The organism is uncultured Mailhella sp. (genome assembly GCF_944324995.1).
GTDB lineage: Bacteria > Desulfobacterota > Desulfovibrionia > Desulfovibrionales > Desulfovibrionaceae > Mailhella.
The window spans coordinates 38,194-54,238 of sequence record NZ_CALUYL010000006.1 but is presented as its reverse complement, the minus strand read 5'-3'; the positions used below and the strand labels follow the sequence as shown (position 1 = coordinate 54,238).

The following is a 16,045-nucleotide window of genomic DNA, read 5'->3' as shown; positions in this document are numbered from 1 at the left end:
TGAATGTTGGAGATGATGGACTCTTTTGCGTGCGGGAAAAGGTGGCAAGGGGCGGATCAGTCTTCCTTCAGATATCCGAGATCCTTCAGCCATGCGCGCACTCTGCCTTCGGCGTCGCGCACGTCGTTTCGATAGACGGAAAGCGCGTCGCGGACAGTGGCATGCAGGGGAAGGGCCTTGAGATCGTTTATGGTGTTGGCCGGGCCGCTGGTGCCGTGCGTGCAGAAGGGCACGATGGTTTTTTCCCTGAAATCGTGCTGTTCCAGAAAGCTGAAGACCGGCATGGGCATGGTTCCCACCCAGTTGGGAAAGCCCACGAAGACGACGTCGTAACGACTCATGTCGGAGATGGTTTCCTTTAGCTTCGGCCTCGCCTGTTCCCTGAGTTCCTGTCTGGCCTGCTCCACGGCGGTGTCGAAGTCGGGGCCGTAGCGGCGCACGGGACGTATTTCAAAGAGTTCTCCGCCGGTCATGCGCTGAATGTCGCGGGCGATGAGACGGGTGTTTCCTGAGAGGGAAAAGTAGGCGATGAGCATGCACGGAGAGTCTGCGTGCTTTGAAGAACTGCTTTGAGGCGCGGCCGACGCCGTGCCGCAGAAGACGAAAAAGAACGCCAGAAGAACGAAGAGAGGGGACGTAAGGGGTTTTGGATAATGCATGGTTCCTCCCGGATGCATGTTCCGCCGGATGCGCTCCGGTTGAAAGCAGCCGGGGAGAAGCGTCGGCGGAAAGAGATCCGCTTCTTATTTATGCATAACGGGAGGGCGCGACGGCGAACAGCTGCAATTCTCGCATCTTCTTGCCTGTTTCTCGCAGATTGTTTTGTTACGGGCAACGCGAATGCGGCATCTTCGGGCAGATGCATCGGGCGGCCTGTTGTTTCTGCAACGATCAGGCAAAAAATAGAGAGTATCGTAGCTGGCTGAGCGCTGCGCCTCCCGGTACCATGCCTTCATGCTCATCGAAAAACCGGAGGATGTCTCTATGAACAAGTTGATCCTGTCCATGGCTCTGACTCTTGCCGCCCTCTGTGCTCTGCCCGGGCAGGGCGACGCCGCCGAAATCGGCAAGTCGCAGACCATTCTGCGCAACGGCGAGTTCCCGACCGCCAAGGGGTCGGATCAGTTTTTCACCGGCAGCGTGCGCGTTGAACAGCTCTATCCCGCCAACAACGACATGCGCTCCAGCGTGGGCGTGGTCACCTTTGAGCCGGGCGCGCGTTCCAACTGGCATATTCATCCGGTAGGGCAGGCGCTCCTCGTCACGTCCGGCGTGGGCCTCACGCAGGAGTGGGGCAAGCCCATTCAGGTCATCCGTGCGGGCGACGTGGTCATTTGTCCCGTCAATGTCAAGCACTGGCACGGCGCGGCGCCGAACAGCGCCATGACTCATATCTCCATCTGCGAGGAAAAGGAGCCGGGCAAGGTCGTGGTCTGGATGGAAAAGGTCACCGACGAACAGTACAACGCCAGGTAATTGTTTGATTCCGCAGTATTGAGCGGTCATCCCCGTCCTGCGGCAAGTCCCGGGGCGGGGTGTTTTTCTTGTGTCGCAGCCTGCATGCCGCGGCGTTTTTGAGCGAACGGCATGCTCGGCCCTGTGCGTACCGAGGCGCAATGCGTCCTGCTTATCCGCCTCTGAACACGGCAGGGGGAGGCGGCGGAGCCCTGCGCGCGTTGTCTGCGCCGCGCGAAGCAGATCGCGGTCGCGCCGGGCAAGGCAACGTTCGTTAATGAGACTCATTCGTAAACAAAGGAGAATTTTTTATGGCAGAGAACACCATGAAGGCCGGCGTGCTCGTCGGTCCCGGCGAGGTGCGGATCATGGACGTGCCCGTCCCGGACATGGCTCCGGGCATGCTGCGCATTCGCGTGCGCGCCTGCGGCGTGTGCGGCAGCGACATTCACATGTGGAAGGCAGGCAAGGGCTGGAGCAGTCAGCCGCCGGAACACTTCATCATGGGGCACGAATTCTGCGGCACGGTGACCGATCCCGGCGACAGCGATTTTCGCGCAGGCGAGCGCGTCACGTTCTGGGCCAACCTTTACTGCGGCGAATGCGACATGTGCCGCTCGGGCCGGGAACAGCTCTGCCGCGCCGTGAACGGCACGAACTACATCGGCTTCGTGTGCAACGGCGGCTATGCGGAATACTTCGTCGGCAAGGCCATGAACGCCTATCGGCTGCCCGATACGGTGTCGGACGTGGCCGCAGGCCTCATTGATCCGCTCATGGTGGCCTATCACGCGGTGCGTCGTTCGGGGCTCAAGCTGCACGACAAGGTGCTTGTCGTGGGCAGCGGCATCATTGCCCAGCTCATCGGCGGTCTGGCGAAGAAGGCCGGAGCCTCGCTGCTCGTCATGTCCCGCATCGACGATCGGCAGACGGGCAAGGCGCGCGAAATCGGCGATTTCGACGCCTACGTGTACGGCAACGCGCCGGACAGGGCCGAAAGAATGCTGGAGCTTTCCGAGGGCGGCTTCGACGTGGTTTTTGAGGCCGTGGGTTCCGGCGACTCGCTGGCGGCCTGTCTGGACGGCGTGAAGCCCGGCGGCGAGGTGGTCATGATAGGCAATTCCGTCTCGCCCACGGTGCCTTTCGAGCTGAACCGGGCAGTGCTGCATGAAGTGAGGCTCACCGGCAGCGTGTCCTGCACGCGCCGGGAATTTGAGGAAACCATTGATCTCATTGCCCGCGGCATTATTGATCCTGAAAAGTACGTCACCGACGTTCTGCCGCTGGAAGAACTTCAGCATGCGCTGGAAATGCAGGTGTCTGCCGAGGGACGCGTGCTGAAAACGGTGATCCGCCCGTAGCGGGACGCCGGGGAGGTGTGACATGAAGAAAAGAAGGCTGGGACGCAGCGGTCTGGAAGTTTCGGCCGTGGGCATGGGCTGCATGGGCTTTTCGCACGGCTACGGGGTCGGCCCTTCGGAAGAGGAGGCCGTGCGGCTCATACGCCGAGCCTTTGAGCTCGGCTGCACCTTTTTCGATACTGCGGAAGGATACGGGCCCTTTGTGAACGAGGAACTTGTGGGGCGGGCCGTGGAGCCTTTTCGCGACCGCATCGTGCTGGCGACGAAGTTTTCGCCGTTTGCTCTGCCCGGTCAGAACATGCCCGAGGGCAAGCTCAGCCGAAGCGGGGTGCGCCGGGCCGTGGAGGATTCGCTGCGCCGTCTGCGCACGGACTACATCGACCTTTACTATGAGCACCGCGTTCCCGACGACGAAACCGTGGAAGAGGTGGCGTTCTGGATGGGCGAGCTGATTGCGGAGGGCAAGATTCGCGGCTGGGGACAGTCGCAGTCCACGGAGTCGCAGATACGCCGGGCCCATGCGGTCACGCCGCTTGCGGCCGTGCAGAGCGAGTATTCCATCATGGAGCGGATGTTTGAAAAGGACGTCATTCCCGCCTGCGCCGAGCTCGGCATCGGCTTTGTGGCGTTTTCGCCGCTGGCCAGCGGTTTTCTGAGCGGCAGGTGCGCCGTGAACGCCGTGTATCAGGGCGACGACGTGCGCCGCGTCATCACCCGTTTCGAGCCCGGGAACATGGCGGCCAACGAGCCGATTCTGATGCTGCTCCGACGCGTTGCCGAAGACAAGGGGGCCACGCCCGCACAGATTTCGCTGGCCTGGATGCTGCATGGTCGGGATTTTGTGGTTCCCATTCCGGGCATGCGTCGGGAAGAGCGCATTGTGGAGAACCTCGGCGCGGCGGACGTGGAACTTTCCGACGATGAGTTCGAGGCTCTGGAGCGCGCGCTTTCGGGCATGGTCGTACACGGCAACAGAACGGACGAGGATATCGAACGGCTGGGCTCGGTGAGGGCCAGGTAGCCGGACGGAGCGTTCGTCGGCGCCGGGGGCGAGCATGCGCGGAGCGGGGCAGGAGAGCGCTCTTCCTGTGCGGGGGCGGCAGGGATGCGTTCCGTTCACGCCGCCTCGGGCAGAATCGGGCAAGAACTCAAGAGGAATGTATCTGGCGGCCTGGGCATGGCCTGATATGATTGAGGCACAAACAACAAAAAGACGCCGCGGCTCATAGTTGCCGGGCAAGGGAGTTTTTATGAAGAAAGCCGTTTCTCTGGGTGCGATGATTGTTGCGGGCCTGATGCTGTCTTCCTCCGTGGCCCTTGCCGCGCCGGACCAGAGCTCAGGACGCGTGGATGCGACGGCGCGGAACATGCAGAAGTTTCTCGGAAGCACAACGTCGTCTCTGGCGGCCACGGATCCCGATCTTGCCGCCATGCGCGACAGGCTCCTCTACGGCGAGATCATGGATCACGGCACGCTGAGCGACAAGCAGCGCATGCTGGTCACGCTGGTGGTGCTGACCGCCGGTCAGACGCTGGACGACTTCAAGACGCAGGTGAACGCCGCGCTGCGCGTGGGCGCAGCGCCCGTGGAAATTCGGGAAGCGCTGTATCAGTGTGCGCCCTACATCGGCTTTCCCCGCACGGAAGCGGCCGTGAAGCTGATGAACGAAGTGTTTGCGGAACATAAGATCGCCCTGCCTCTGGAAAAGCAGAGCACCGTGACGGAGCAGACCCGCTACGCCGACGGTCTGGCGGTGCAGAAGTCCATTTTCGGCGAGGGCATCGACAAAATGCACGAGGCCGCCACCGAGGATCAGAAGGCCGTGGTGCAGAACTATCTTTCCGCCTTCTGCTTCGGCGACATCTACACCCGCAAGGGGCTGGATTTGAAGACCCGCGAACTTCTCACCTTTTCCATCATCAGCGCCTTCGGCGGATGCGATTCCCAGGTGCGTTCCCATGTGCAGGGCAACATTGCCGTGGGCAACACCCGCGAGAATCTGATCGACGCGCTCGCGCAGAGCCTGCCCTACATGGGATTTCCGCGCACGCTGAACGCGCTGGCCTGCGTGAACGCCGTGGCTCCGGCCGCGGGCAAGTAGCTTTTTCCGACAAAAGGCGTTTTTCGCCTGACTGAGGATCCCGCAGTTGAGCGGGGTGGTCTTGGTCTGCACATTTTTTCCGCCGGGCGAGAGCCCGGCGTCATGAACAGGAGACGATTGTGAGCAACTCTGATGATCGCCGCGTGTCGGCAGACATGTGTTCTCTTGAGGTCGGCGTCGCATCGAGACGCGTTTTTCTGAAGACTCTTGCGCTGGGGGCCGCTGCGCTGGCCGCGCCCGCGCTGTTTTCCACGCGGGCCCTGGCCGCGGAAGCGGGAGGCAAGGTGCTGATCGTGTATTTTTCTCATAGCGGCAACACGCGTCGTCTTGCGGGATTCATTCACGAGCACGTGGGCGGCGACATGGTGGAACTGAAAACCGTGAAGCCCTATTCCGAAGACTATGATACCGTGGTGGACGAGGCGAAGAAGGAGCAGGAGGCGAACGCCCGTCCGGCCATTGCCACGGAACTGCCTTCGCTGGACGGCTACGACACGGTGTTCATCGGCTATCCGAACTGGTGGGGCACGCTGCCCATGCCGTTCTTCACGCTGCTTGAAAAGTACGATCTCGGCAATCGGACCGTCATTCCGTTCTGCACCCACGAGGGCAGCCGCTTCGGACGCAGCGAGAGAGATCTCAAAACGCTGTGCCCGCAGGCCCGCATGCTTGAGGGCTTCGAGGTGCGCGGCTCCCGCGTGTCCGGCGCGGCCGACGACGTGAACGAATGGCTGAACGGTCTGGGCTTCAAGACGGCCGGATAAACGCGGGCTCTCCGGTTCTGTGGGGGAGCGGAGAGCGTAGCACTGCGCAGACGGAAAGGGCGGCTTTCAGGGCCGCCCTTTGTCGTGGTGGTAGGGAGAAGTCTTCGATTTCGTAATTCGCGACTTGTCGCGGGGAGGCGCTTTTGCCTTGAGTATCGTCCCGCTTGCAGGAACAGCGTTTGAGCTTTTGTTTTGCGCGTCGTTCGTTGCGTGTTTTTGCTTCGGGCTTCGCTTTTTCCGCAGGGCGGTCTCTTAGCAGGCGCAAGTTCTTTATTTCGGACGCTTCCTTGGATCACGAGCGCCGCTTGCCCTCGCGGCTTTTGTCGTCGGCGCGGCGGGCGCGTCGTTTTGGCGTCGGGGCTTGAGGTTCCGACGCGATCTGCGTGGCCGCGCCTTCGTCAGGAGAGGCCGGACATGGTCCTGCGGCGATTCATGTCGCGCAGCGGCGGCTCGCCGAACACCCGTTTGTATTCTCTGTTGAACTGCGTCACGCTTTCGTAGCCCACGCTGAGGGCCGCGCTGGAAGCGCGTTCGTGCTCCATCAGCATGAGGCGCTGGGCCTCGTACAGGCGAAGCTGCTTCTGATATTGCAGCGGACTCAGCCCCGTGAGCAGCTTGAAGTGACGGTGCAGATTGGATGCGGACATGTTCACCTGCCTGGCCAGCGATTCCACCTTCAGCGGATTTTTGTAGTTTTCCCGTATCCAGCTGATGGCCTGCATGACCTGATGATTCTGCGTGCCCGGCGTGTTCAGACGGCGCAGCAGCGGGCCGTGCGGACTGATGAGCAGAAGATAGTGCAGTTCGCGCAGCATCATGGGCGCGCGGACGGGAATTTGTTCGGGCTTTTCCAGAAGCTCGATAATCCGAAGAAACATTTCCATGATGTCGAGGTCGGCATCGGCCACGGAAACGCCGACGCTTTCTTCGTCGCTTTCGGGCAGTGCGTCCTTCATTTCCAGGGCCAGGGAGGAGAGCATTTTTTTGTTCAGATAGAGGTAGGCGAAGAGAAACGGATGGTCGTGCGTGGGATTGACCACGTAGGACGCAATGGGCATGTCCACGCCCGCCACGACGGTCTGGTTCTCCGTATAGACGTATTCCTGCCCGGCCATGATCGAATGCTTCGTGCCCTGCACCACGAGTCCGACGAGGGGCTTTTCAAAGCACTGTTCCGGCGCGCCGCCGTCTTCGCGGCGGACGAGGTGAAAGCCCTCCACGGCCGTGGCAAAATTTTGGGGAGACTCCAGATAGCGGAGCATGTTTTCCTTCAGCGATTCCTGCAGTTGCCTGATCCGTTGCAGCTGTTCCGACATGGGCATGACCTCCGCCAGAGTAAAAGAAAATGTTTTCCGGCCCGGCGCGCTCGATGCAGACTGTGCTTTGCCGGAGCTCTTTCGGCGGGCGCGCCTCGTTGCGACGGCAAGATAGCCTCCTGACTTCGGCGGCCCTTTTCCGGCGGGAGAGGGGATCCGCGTCGGCGTCCGCACCGCGCCTGAGCCCGGCGTAATTTTTCCGCAGCGCCCCGCGCCTTCGCAGCGCTCCGCTAGGCCTGCCGGGCGGCCAGCGCTTCCCACCAGCGGGGAAATTCCGGCAGAGGTCGCGCCAGGGACACGACGTCGCCGATGATCGGCGTGACCAGACGGAACGCCTTTCCCTGCGAGGCGGTCGTCACGCGGCGGAACGGTTCGTCCCAGGGGTGATAGGCCAGGGCGAACTTGCCGATGTGCGCGGGCAGCAGCGCCTTTGCGCCCAGATCCTGCGCTGCCTGCACGGCCTCTTCCGGCGTCATGTGGATGTACTTCCAGCGCTCGTTGTACTGTCCGCAGTCGAGCAGCGCGAGATCCGGCGCGCCGAGCTTTTTTCCGATGTCGGCGAAGTGGGGGCCGTAGCCGCTGTCGCCGCTGAAGAAGACGCGGCAGCCCGGTGCTTCCAGCATGAAGCCGGTCCACAGGGTCTTGTTCTGCGTGAGGGTGCGGCCGGAATAGTGGCTGGCCGTGACGAAGCGGATGCGAACGCCGTTCAGGTCGATGTCGTCGCCCCAGTCGGCCTCGCAGATGCGCTCGCGCTCAAAGCCCCAGCGCCGAAAATGCGCGCCCGTGCCGAGTCCGCACGCGACAAGACCGACGCGCGTTTTCAGCGCCGTGACCGTGGGGTAGTCCAGGTGATCCCAGTGATCGTGGGAGATGAGCAGGGCGTCGATGTCGGGCATGTCTTGCGCCGTGCAAGGCGTGCTTCCGGCAAAGGCCCGAGTGCTGAACGAGACCGGCGCGGCGTGATCGCTGAACACCGGATCGATGAGCAGGCGTTTGCCGCCCATCTGGAGGAAAAAGCTGGAATGCCCGAGCCAGACCACGAAGTTTTCGGAGCGGTCTCGCGAGAGAAGGTCGGGCTTTTTGGAGGGAACCGGCGCAGGAGGCGCGGGATTGGGGCGCTCTTCCACGAGAGAGCGGAGCAGCGCGCCCGCAAAGGTGCTGTTGTCGCTGAGCACGGGGCGCTCAATGAGATTGTGGAACGCTCCGTCGGCATAGTGCGGCGAGCGCAGAATGCGGCGCATGTCTTCGCCTTCGGGCAGGGCTCCGAACTGTTCCTGACGCAGAAAGGCGAACACGCCGCCTGCGCCCGCCGCAACGGCGGCTCCCGCCATCATGCCGAGAAAGGCGCGTCGTTTCATAGCGCGCTCTCTTTCTGAAGGCGCAGTCCTTTGCCGAGGCGGTAGGCTTCTTCGGGGAAGGGCGTGTTGCGTATGGAGCCTTCGGTCCACACTCCGGGAGCGACGACGCGTCCGGCGTCGGTCCAGCCGAGGTAGTCCAGCAGCACTTCGTAGTGCGTGAGCATGGGGCTTTCGTCGCGCCTTGAGTTGTTGGCGTAGGTCATGAGGAGCACGGCCTGCTTCGGCCTGTGGATGGAGCCGTTTATGGCGTAGAAGCGGTCGATGACGGCCTTGAGCTGGGCGGATATGCCGAAGTAGTACATGGGCGTGACGAAGGCCACGAGATCGGCGGAAACGATGTGCTCGCGCACGAGACTGAAGTCGTCGTCATCGAATACGCAGGGGCCGTCCATGCCGCAGCTGTTGCAGGCGATGCAGGGATGGACGCTTTTCTGCGCGGCGTCGAAGCGGAACACGTCGTGCCCGGCTTCCTGCGCGCCTTTGATGAAGTGATCGGCCAGCGTGTTGGAATTGCCGTGTTCCCTCGGGCTGCCGGTGAGAACGAGAATCTTCATCTTTTTCTCCTTGTCGGGTTCTGCGCCGCGCGCTTCGGAAAGGGAAGACGCCGCGCCGGAGAGAAGCAGACCTCCGGCAGCCGTGGCCATGAGAGAGCGTTTGAGAAAGTCTCGCCGGTTCATGATTCCTCCGTGCGTCGGCGACGGGGGCGGTCGCCCGCGTTGTTTCACTGACGATAACGTTCATGAAACGGTCAGGATAGATACTATTCTTTCGATTAATTGCCTGATTCTGTCAGGGCGTGGAGAATTGCGGAAGTTTTGCCGTTTAAAAGGAAAACGCCGTCTCTGAGGCGGCGTTTTCTGCTCAGGAGGAGCGTTCCGCCGTCGTTTTGGGAACGCGCGGCGGAACGCCGGAAATGCGGAATCATCCGGCGGCGGATTCCTTTTGGGCAAGGCATTCATCGTATTCCCTGCGCAGGGTTTCCATGAGTTCGTGAACGGAAACGATGCTCTTCACGCGGGCCACGTTGGCTCCGCAGAACACGAAGCCCTTGTCGAGATTGCCCTTCATGGCGTTGATGAGCGCCGAGGAAATGCAGTAGGGCGTGGTGCTCGGATCGCAGGTCTTGATGCAGTGGAATACGCACTTGAAGGGCTTTCGCTTGCCTTCGCGCGCGGCCTCGATGAAGGAATTGTTCAGGGCGCGGCCGGGCATGCCCACCGGGCTGTGAATGATGGTCACGTCTTCTTCTTTTGCGTCCACGTAGGCCTGCTTGAAGCGGATGTCCGCGTCGCATTCGTCCGTGGCCACGAAGCGGGTGGCCATCTGCACGCCGGAGGCGCCGAGCGAGAGCATTTTTGCGATGTCCGCGCCGCTGAACACGCCGCCGCCCGCAATCACGGGAATGGCGCGTCCGGCCTTGTCTTCCAGAGCCTTGGCGGCGTCGACCACGCCGGAGACCAGATGTTCGAGGGAGAATGCCTCGTCGAAGATGTGTTCTTCGGAAAAGCCGAGATGACCGCCGGCCTTGGGGCCTTCGAGCACGAAGGCGTCGGGAACGAGGCCGGTTTTGTGCATCCACTTTTTGGCGATGAGCGTGGCGGCGCGGCCGGAAGACACGATGGGCACGAGCTTGGTGCGGAATTCTTCCTTTTTCTGGGCGCAGGCGTCGAGAAAGATTTTCGGCAGATCCATGGGCAGGCCGGCGCCGGAGAAAATGACGTCGGCGCGCGCTTCGACGGCGGTGCGCACCATTTCGGCAAAGGTGGTGAGCGCGACCATGATGTTCACGCCGATGATGCCCCTGGTGGCGGCGCGGGCCTTTTCGATTTCGCGGCGCAGGGCGCGGACGTTGGCTTCCACGGGATTGGAAGCCACGTCGGGCTCGCGCATGCCGACCATGGCTCCGGCGATGACGCCGATGCCGCCTTCGTTGGCCACGGCGGACGCCAGTTTGGAAAGAGATATGCCGACGCCCATGCCGCCCTGAACGATGGGCGTGCGGGCGACCAGATCACCGATTTTCAACGCGGGGAAAGACATGAAAAACCTTACCTCCGGTCTCCGACGAAGGAGACGGAACTGTTCGTTCGTTATAATAAAGGGCTCTTCCTGGAGAGCGGCGCTATAGTAAAACCCGTTTTCTTTTATGACAAGGGGGGAAGAAAAATAACAGTTATTACCGGATAAGCGTTAAAAGTCGTCAGTTCAAAGGGTTAGTTATAAAATCGCCGTTATTTTCAAAACAAGAGGGGAAAAATTTTTTCGGCGCTTTAAACAGTCGTTCCGGCGCGACGGTTCGGGAAAAAGCGCCCGCGGGACTCTTTGTTGCATGAATGTGACAACGAAGTCTCTTTTGTGTCGGATCGGCTCGGGCGGCGGAACAAAAAAATAACGTCGTCCGGGCGGGAAAAAAGACGCGTGCCGGCCGGGGAACGCAAGGAAAACTGACGGGTTCGAGGGAGATTTCGGCGGCTGTGGACTCTTTGCCTGTTTTGGCGTAAGGAAGAAAACCATGCCGGGGGCGCGGCCCGCGGCGCAACGGAAAAACAGGATATGCGTGTGAAATCGTCCTATGCGGAAACGCTGGCCTTCGACGACGCCGGTCTGGCCAGTCAGCTTTTCGGCCCCCTGAACGCCCATCTGGAACTGATATCCGACGCTTCCGGCGCGGATCTGCAGACGCGGGGCACGGAACTTACCGTGAGCGACCCGCGCCCGGCGCAGCGGGAACTGCTGCTCAATCTTTTTACGCAGGGGTACGGACTTCTGCGCAGCGGACATACGCTGCGGGGCGAAGATCTTCTTCAGGGCTATGAGGAGCTTCTGCGCAATCCCCATGCCGACATCAGCAAGATGTTCCGCGAGGCGAGCGTCATCGTGTCTCCGCGCAAGAGCATCGTGGCGCGCAACACGGCGCAGCGGCAGTACATGGAACTTCTGCGCCGCAACGAGCTTGTGTTCGCCACCGGCCCCGCGGGCACGGGCAAGACCTATCTGGCCGTGGCCATGGCCATTTCCATGCTTGCCGCGAAGCGCGTGAAGAAAATAGTGCTCACCAGACCCGCCGTGGAAGCCGGAGAAAAGCTCGGCTTTCTGCCCGGCGACATGGAAGACAAGGTGAACCCCTACCTGCGTCCCCTCTACGACGCGCTCAGCGACATGCTCGGGCCGCAGGGCTTTGCCCAGAAGCAGGAGGCCGGAGTCATCGAAGTGGCCCCGCTGGCCTTCATGCGCGGCCGCACGCTCAACGACGCCTTCCTCATTCTCGACGAGGCGCAGAACACTACCCGCGAACAGATGAAGATGTTTCTCACCCGCATGGGCTTCGGTTCCCGCGTGGTGGTCACCGGCGACGTGACGCAGATAGACCTTCCTCCCGTGAACAGGGCCTTTCTGAGGGAAGGGGAAAAGGAAGGGGAGACCCGTTCCGGACTCGTGCATGCGCTGAAGGTGCTCGAAGGCGTGCGGGGCGTGGCCTTCCATCATTTCCACAGCTCCGACGTGGTTCGCCATCCGCTGGTGGGCCGTATCGTGGAAGCTTACGATATTTATGAAAAAAACTAGGAAGATTTCTCCGGTAAGCGTTTCCCAGCTCTGGGGACATTCCCGTTCCATGTTCATGCACCATCACCACGACTGGGGACTTTTGTCCCTGGCGGCGGCGCTGGTGTTCATTTCTCTTTTGTGCGCCATCCAGCCCGGCAGAACGGCCCGCGTGGTGTATCCCGCCGGAGAGATCGCCGCGCACGACGTGGTTTCCGACAGGGATCTGCTCGTGGAGGATCCGCAGGCCACGCAGCTGCGCCGCGATCGGGCGCTGGCGCTCCAGCCCATGGTCTTCGACATCGACAAGAAGGCCATCGAGAGCTTCCGGGAGGAAAGTCTCGGACTCATCGACGAAATCAACAAGCGCGGACTGGACAACGCCGGTCTGGAAAACGTGCGCCGCGCCTTCAACGAACGGCATCTCTCCGACGTTTCGGCTTCCGCCTTCCGGCAGCTGACGGCCTCCTACGTGCAGGAATATCTTCTGGGCACGCTCATTCCGTGGATGGAGTCCACGCTGTCCAACGGCGTCATCGCCGACATGCGTCAGATAGCCAACACCGACAACGCCGTCATCGTGCGCGATCTGGACAGCGGCACGGAAGTGCTGCGCACGCAGGCCGGCGGCCTCAAGGATCTGCGTTCGTTCCAGGTGGCGCTGGGGCGCAAACTGCGCGCCGAGGACAAGCTCAGTTCCCGGGCCAAGGTCGTGCTTCAGGAAGTCATGCCGCTCATGGTGGTGCCTTCGCTCGCCGTGAATCAGGAAGTGACCAGTCAGCGCAACGAGGAAATGCTCGCCGCCGTGGAGCCCGTGTTCTACAAGGTGCAGCCCGGCGAAGTGCTGGTGCGCGCCGGCGACATGGTGACCCACGAACAGCAGATAAAGCTGCAGGCGCTCTTCCGCGCCACTCCCGGCGTGGTGGACTGGCACGTGTTCGGCGGCTGCGTGGTGCTGGGACTTTTCCTGCTGCTCGGCCTGTTCATCACGCCGAGCGGCAACAAGGGCACGGTGCTGCGCACCAAGGATCAGAACCTTATTGCGCTGCTGCTCGTGTTTTTCGGCGGCACGGCGTGGTGTACCATGTACGTTCTGGTGGAGGCGGCTTCGGCCTCCACGGCGCACGTGCTGGCCTTCGCCTTCCCGGTGGCGGGCGGCACGGGCATGGCCGCGCTCATTTTCGCCGCGCGCCGCTACTGCACCGTGGGGCTCGTGCTCTCGTTCTTCGCCACGGTCATTTTTCGCGGCGAAATCGCGCTGTTCTTCTTCTATTTCATGTCGTCCATGACCAACACCTGGCTTGTGCTGCGGGCGCAGAACAGGCAGGACGTGGTCTGGGGCAGCGTTCCGCTGCTCATCTGGATGCTCATGACCGGCGTCGGCGCGGCGCTGTTCATCCATCTGGAATGGGCGCAGCTTCCCTTCCTGCTGCTCGCGCTCACGTGCAACGCCGTGGGCTCGCTGTTTCTGCTCTTCGCTCTCAGCCCCGTGCTGGAAATGCTCATGGGCTACACCACCCGCTTCCGCATGATGGAGCTCATGAATCTGGAACATCCGCTGCTTCAGGAGCTCATGATGACGGTGCCCGGCACGTATCATCACTCGCTGGTGGTCTCCAATCTCGTGGAGGCCGGAGCCGCGGCCATCGGAGCCAACAGCCTGCTGTGCAAGGTGGGCGCGCTCTATCACGACATCGGCAAGATTTCCCGCCCCGAATATTTCGTGGAAAATCAGTTCGGCGGCCCCAATCCGCACGACAAGCTTTCGCCCGCCATGAGCGCGCTCATCCTCTTCTCCCACGTCAAGCAGGGCGCGGAACTCGCGGAGGAATATCACCTCGGCCGCGAGATCACCGACATCATCGTGCAGCATCACGGCACGCGCGGAGCCATGTATTTTTACAACAAGGCCCAGCAGATGGGCGAAAATCCGCGCCTTCAGGACTATTCCTATCCCGGCCCGCGCCCGCAGAGCAAGGAAGCCGCCATCGTCATGCTGGCCGACTCCGTGGAGGCGTCGAGCCGCACGCTGGTCGATCCCACGCCCGCCCGCATCCGGGCCCACGTCACCAAGATAGTGAAGGGCGTGTACGCCGAAGGGCAGCTCGATGAATCCGACCTGACCTTCCGCGACCTGAACAAGCTCATCGACAGCTTCGTGCGCGGCATCACGGGCCTTTTTCATCAGCGCATCGCCTACCCCGAGGAAAAGCCCGATCCCCACAAGAACGGCCGCAAAAACGAGGAGTGCCGCAAGGACGAAGCCGAGGAGCTGCGTCCGGAATGGGTGATCGAACCCGGCCGCGCGAAGGAAAAGCGGGAGAAGGGAGCGCAGACGGAGCGCGCGGCGGAGCAGGGCGTCTGCGGCAGTGCCGCGGCATGCGCCAGGCCCTGCGACCGCGGAGCGACCGCCAAGGCTGCCCCGGAAGGCAACGCGACTTCCGGCAGCGCGGCATCGGGCAGCGCGGCGGCGGGCTATGCGCCATCGTGCGACGCCCCGGCCCCCGGCGATGAATCGGCCCCCGGCAACGCCGCGGGGGGCGAAGCTGCGGCGGGCGACGGAGAAGGCGCGGACAGCCCGGAGAAGGACGCATGAGCCTTCTGACCGGTCTCAGTGTGGAAATGCGCCGTCCGTGCCGCTTCTGCCGGCGGGAATGGCTCTCGTGGCTTGCCGCCATGCGCGCGGCCGCAGCCGAAGCGGGCATGCTTCCCGGGCAGATGAACGGGCCCCGCGCGGCCGAACGGTCGAGCGTTGCCCCGGAAGAGCTTCCCGTGCAGCTCATCGTGGCGGGCGACGGCGACATCGCTTCCGTGAATCTCCGCAATCTCGGCTGCTTTGGCCCCACCAACATTTTGAGCTTTCCCGGCGAAGCGGGCGAGCTCGGCACGCTTTTTCTCAGCGCCGACACGCTGGAGCGCGAATGCGTGCTCTACGGTCAGGACCCGGAAACGCACGCAAGACGCCTGCTCGCGCACGGCATGGGACACATTTCGGGTTTCGATCACGGCCCGGAGATGGACGCGTTCTGCGAGTATCTGGAAGAATCCTGTCCGCGTCCGGCAGAGACGCGGGAATAGACTCTTGACGTTCAGCCCTGCGTAGTACAAGCTGAAAAATCCTTTTCGACATCAGACGGACGCTTCTTCCGCAGGGGGAAGGCGTCCGCATACATCATACATACCGGAGACATTATGACCAGAATACAGAATGAACACCGTTGCGGCTGGGTGGCGCTCATGGGCCCGCCCAATGCCGGAAAGTCCACGCTGCTCAACGCTCTGCTGGGTCAGAAGATCAGCATCGTGACCTCCAAGCCGCAGACCACGCGCAGCCGCGTGGTGGGCATCATGTCGGAACCGGGCGCGCAGGTCATTTTCATGGACACCCCCGGCGTGAACCACTCGCGTCAGCAGCAGCGCGGCCATCTGAGCAAGATGATGAGTCAGGCCGCGTGGCAGAGCATGGCCGCCGCCCACGCCGTGATGCTGGTGCTCGATTCCGAGCTCTACATCCGCAGACCGGAATTTCTCGAACGCGACATCCAGTCGCTGCGCGACGCGCTGGCGGAAGACGAGCGTCCGCTGCTCGTGGTGGTGAACAAGGTCGATCTGTTCCATGACAAGTCCCGCATGCTGCCGCTTCTGGTGACGCTTCAGGAATATTTCCCGAAGGCGGAAGTCTTCCCCATGTCGGCCCTGACCAAGGACGGACTCGACGATCTCAAGAAGATCATCGTGAACATGATGCCCGAGGGCGATTCGCAGTTCCCGGAGGATCAGCTTTCCACCGCGCCCACGCGCTTTCTCGCTGCGGAAATCGTGCGCGAAAAGGTGTTTGAGCGGCTGCGTCAGGAAGTGCCGTACACCACCGCCGTGGACATCGAGGCCTGGGAGGAGGATCCGGAACGCGATCTTACCGTCATTCACGCGGTGATCTTCGTGCAGCGTCCTTCGCACAAGGCCATGGTCATCGGTCGTGCGGGAGCCACCATCAAGGAAATCGGCACGGAAGCCCGGCGGGACATTCAGAAGCTCATCGGCGGCAAGGTGCATCTGCAGCTGTGGGTGAAGGTGAAGGACAACTGGGCCGAGGACACCGAACTGCTCCACGACCTCGGATTTGAAAACGAATAGCGGATTTCAGGG

Annotated in this window: 14 protein-coding genes; 9 read left to right on the top strand and 5 right to left on the bottom strand. The window is 62.0% G+C overall.

Features of this window, described 5'->3' with window-relative positions; all coding sequences use genetic code 11:
* Positions 1–56: 56 nt before the first annotated feature.
* Entirely contained in the window at positions 57–536 is a 480-nt protein-coding gene (locus Q0K02_RS04285; RefSeq protein ID WP_294485383.1) for a flavodoxin, read from the bottom strand.
* Between the two features lie 448 nt (positions 537–984).
* Here Q0K02_RS04285 and Q0K02_RS04280 point away from each other — a divergent pair, with 448 nt between their 5' ends.
* The 5 genes from Q0K02_RS04280 to Q0K02_RS04260 all read left to right on the top strand — a co-directional run bounded on the left by Q0K02_RS04280 (position 985) and on the right by Q0K02_RS04260 (position 5,682).
* Complete coding sequence (locus tag Q0K02_RS04280) at positions 985–1,476, top strand: cupin domain-containing protein (protein ID WP_294485382.1); 492 nt, start codon at positions 985–987, stop codon at positions 1,474–1,476.
* 290 nt (positions 1,477–1,766) lie between these two features.
* Positions 1,767–2,816 (top strand): alcohol dehydrogenase catalytic domain-containing protein, encoded by a 1,050-nt coding sequence (locus tag Q0K02_RS04275; RefSeq protein ID WP_294485380.1) that lies wholly within the window; start codon positions 1,767–1,769, stop codon positions 2,814–2,816.
* A gap of 22 nt (positions 2,817–2,838) precedes the next feature.
* On the top strand, positions 2,839–3,837 hold the full coding sequence (locus Q0K02_RS04270; protein WP_294485378.1) for an aldo/keto reductase: 999 nt from the start codon (positions 2,839–2,841) through the stop codon (positions 3,835–3,837).
* 229 nt (positions 3,838–4,066) lie between these two features.
* Positions 4,067–4,918: a carboxymuconolactone decarboxylase family protein gene (locus tag Q0K02_RS04265; protein WP_294485377.1), complete on the top strand. Its 852-nt coding sequence runs from the start codon at positions 4,067–4,069 to the stop codon at positions 4,916–4,918.
* 119 nt (positions 4,919–5,037) lie between these two features.
* Positions 5,038–5,682 (top strand): flavodoxin, encoded by a 645-nt coding sequence (locus Q0K02_RS04260; protein ID WP_294485376.1) that lies wholly within the window; start codon positions 5,038–5,040, stop codon positions 5,680–5,682.
* 398 nt (positions 5,683–6,080) lie between these two features.
* Here the strand turns inward: Q0K02_RS04260 and Q0K02_RS04255 are convergent, their stop codons facing one another.
* The 4 genes from Q0K02_RS04255 to Q0K02_RS04240 form a co-directional block, all read right to left on the bottom strand.
* Positions 6,081–6,998, bottom strand: a complete 918-nt coding sequence (locus Q0K02_RS04255) for an AraC family transcriptional regulator (protein ID WP_294485374.1) — start codon at positions 6,996–6,998, stop codon at positions 6,081–6,083.
* 230 nt (positions 6,999–7,228) lie between these two features.
* A complete protein-coding gene (locus Q0K02_RS04250) occupies positions 7,229–8,356 on the bottom strand; it encodes an MBL fold metallo-hydrolase (RefSeq protein ID WP_294485372.1) in 1,128 nt (375 codons plus the stop codon).
* The gene (locus tag Q0K02_RS04245; RefSeq protein ID WP_294485370.1) at positions 8,353–9,033 is read right to left on the bottom strand and encodes a flavodoxin family protein; all 681 of its coding nucleotides are present in this window, start codon (positions 9,031–9,033) and stop codon (positions 8,353–8,355) included. Before Q0K02_RS04245 ends, Q0K02_RS04250 begins: the two co-directional genes overlap by 4 nt.
* A gap of 244 nt (positions 9,034–9,277) precedes the next feature.
* Positions 9,278–10,396 (bottom strand): nitronate monooxygenase, encoded by a 1,119-nt coding sequence (locus Q0K02_RS04240; RefSeq protein WP_294485367.1) that lies wholly within the window; start codon positions 10,394–10,396, stop codon positions 9,278–9,280.
* A gap of 513 nt (positions 10,397–10,909) precedes the next feature.
* Between Q0K02_RS04240 and Q0K02_RS04235 the strand changes: the two genes are divergently transcribed.
* The 4 genes from Q0K02_RS04235 (at position 10,910) to era (ending at position 16,033) form a co-directional block, all read left to right on the top strand.
* Positions 10,910–11,920: a PhoH family protein gene (locus tag Q0K02_RS04235; RefSeq protein ID WP_294485365.1), complete on the top strand. Its 1,011-nt coding sequence runs from the start codon at positions 10,910–10,912 to the stop codon at positions 11,918–11,920.
* Positions 11,907–14,495: an HDIG domain-containing metalloprotein gene (locus tag Q0K02_RS04230; RefSeq protein ID WP_294485363.1), complete on the top strand. Its 2,589-nt coding sequence runs from the start codon at positions 11,907–11,909 to the stop codon at positions 14,493–14,495. The genes Q0K02_RS04235 and Q0K02_RS04230 overlap by 14 nt, the downstream gene beginning before the upstream one ends.
* A gap of 122 nt (positions 14,496–14,617) precedes the next feature.
* Entirely contained in the window at positions 14,618–14,977 is a 360-nt protein-coding gene (gene ybeY, locus Q0K02_RS04225) for an rRNA maturation RNase YbeY (protein ID WP_294485445.1), read from the top strand.
* A gap of 114 nt (positions 14,978–15,091) precedes the next feature.
* A complete protein-coding gene (gene era / locus Q0K02_RS04220) occupies positions 15,092–16,033 on the top strand; it encodes a GTPase Era (protein ID WP_294485361.1) in 942 nt (313 codons plus the stop codon).
* Positions 16,034–16,045 lie beyond the last annotated feature (12 nt).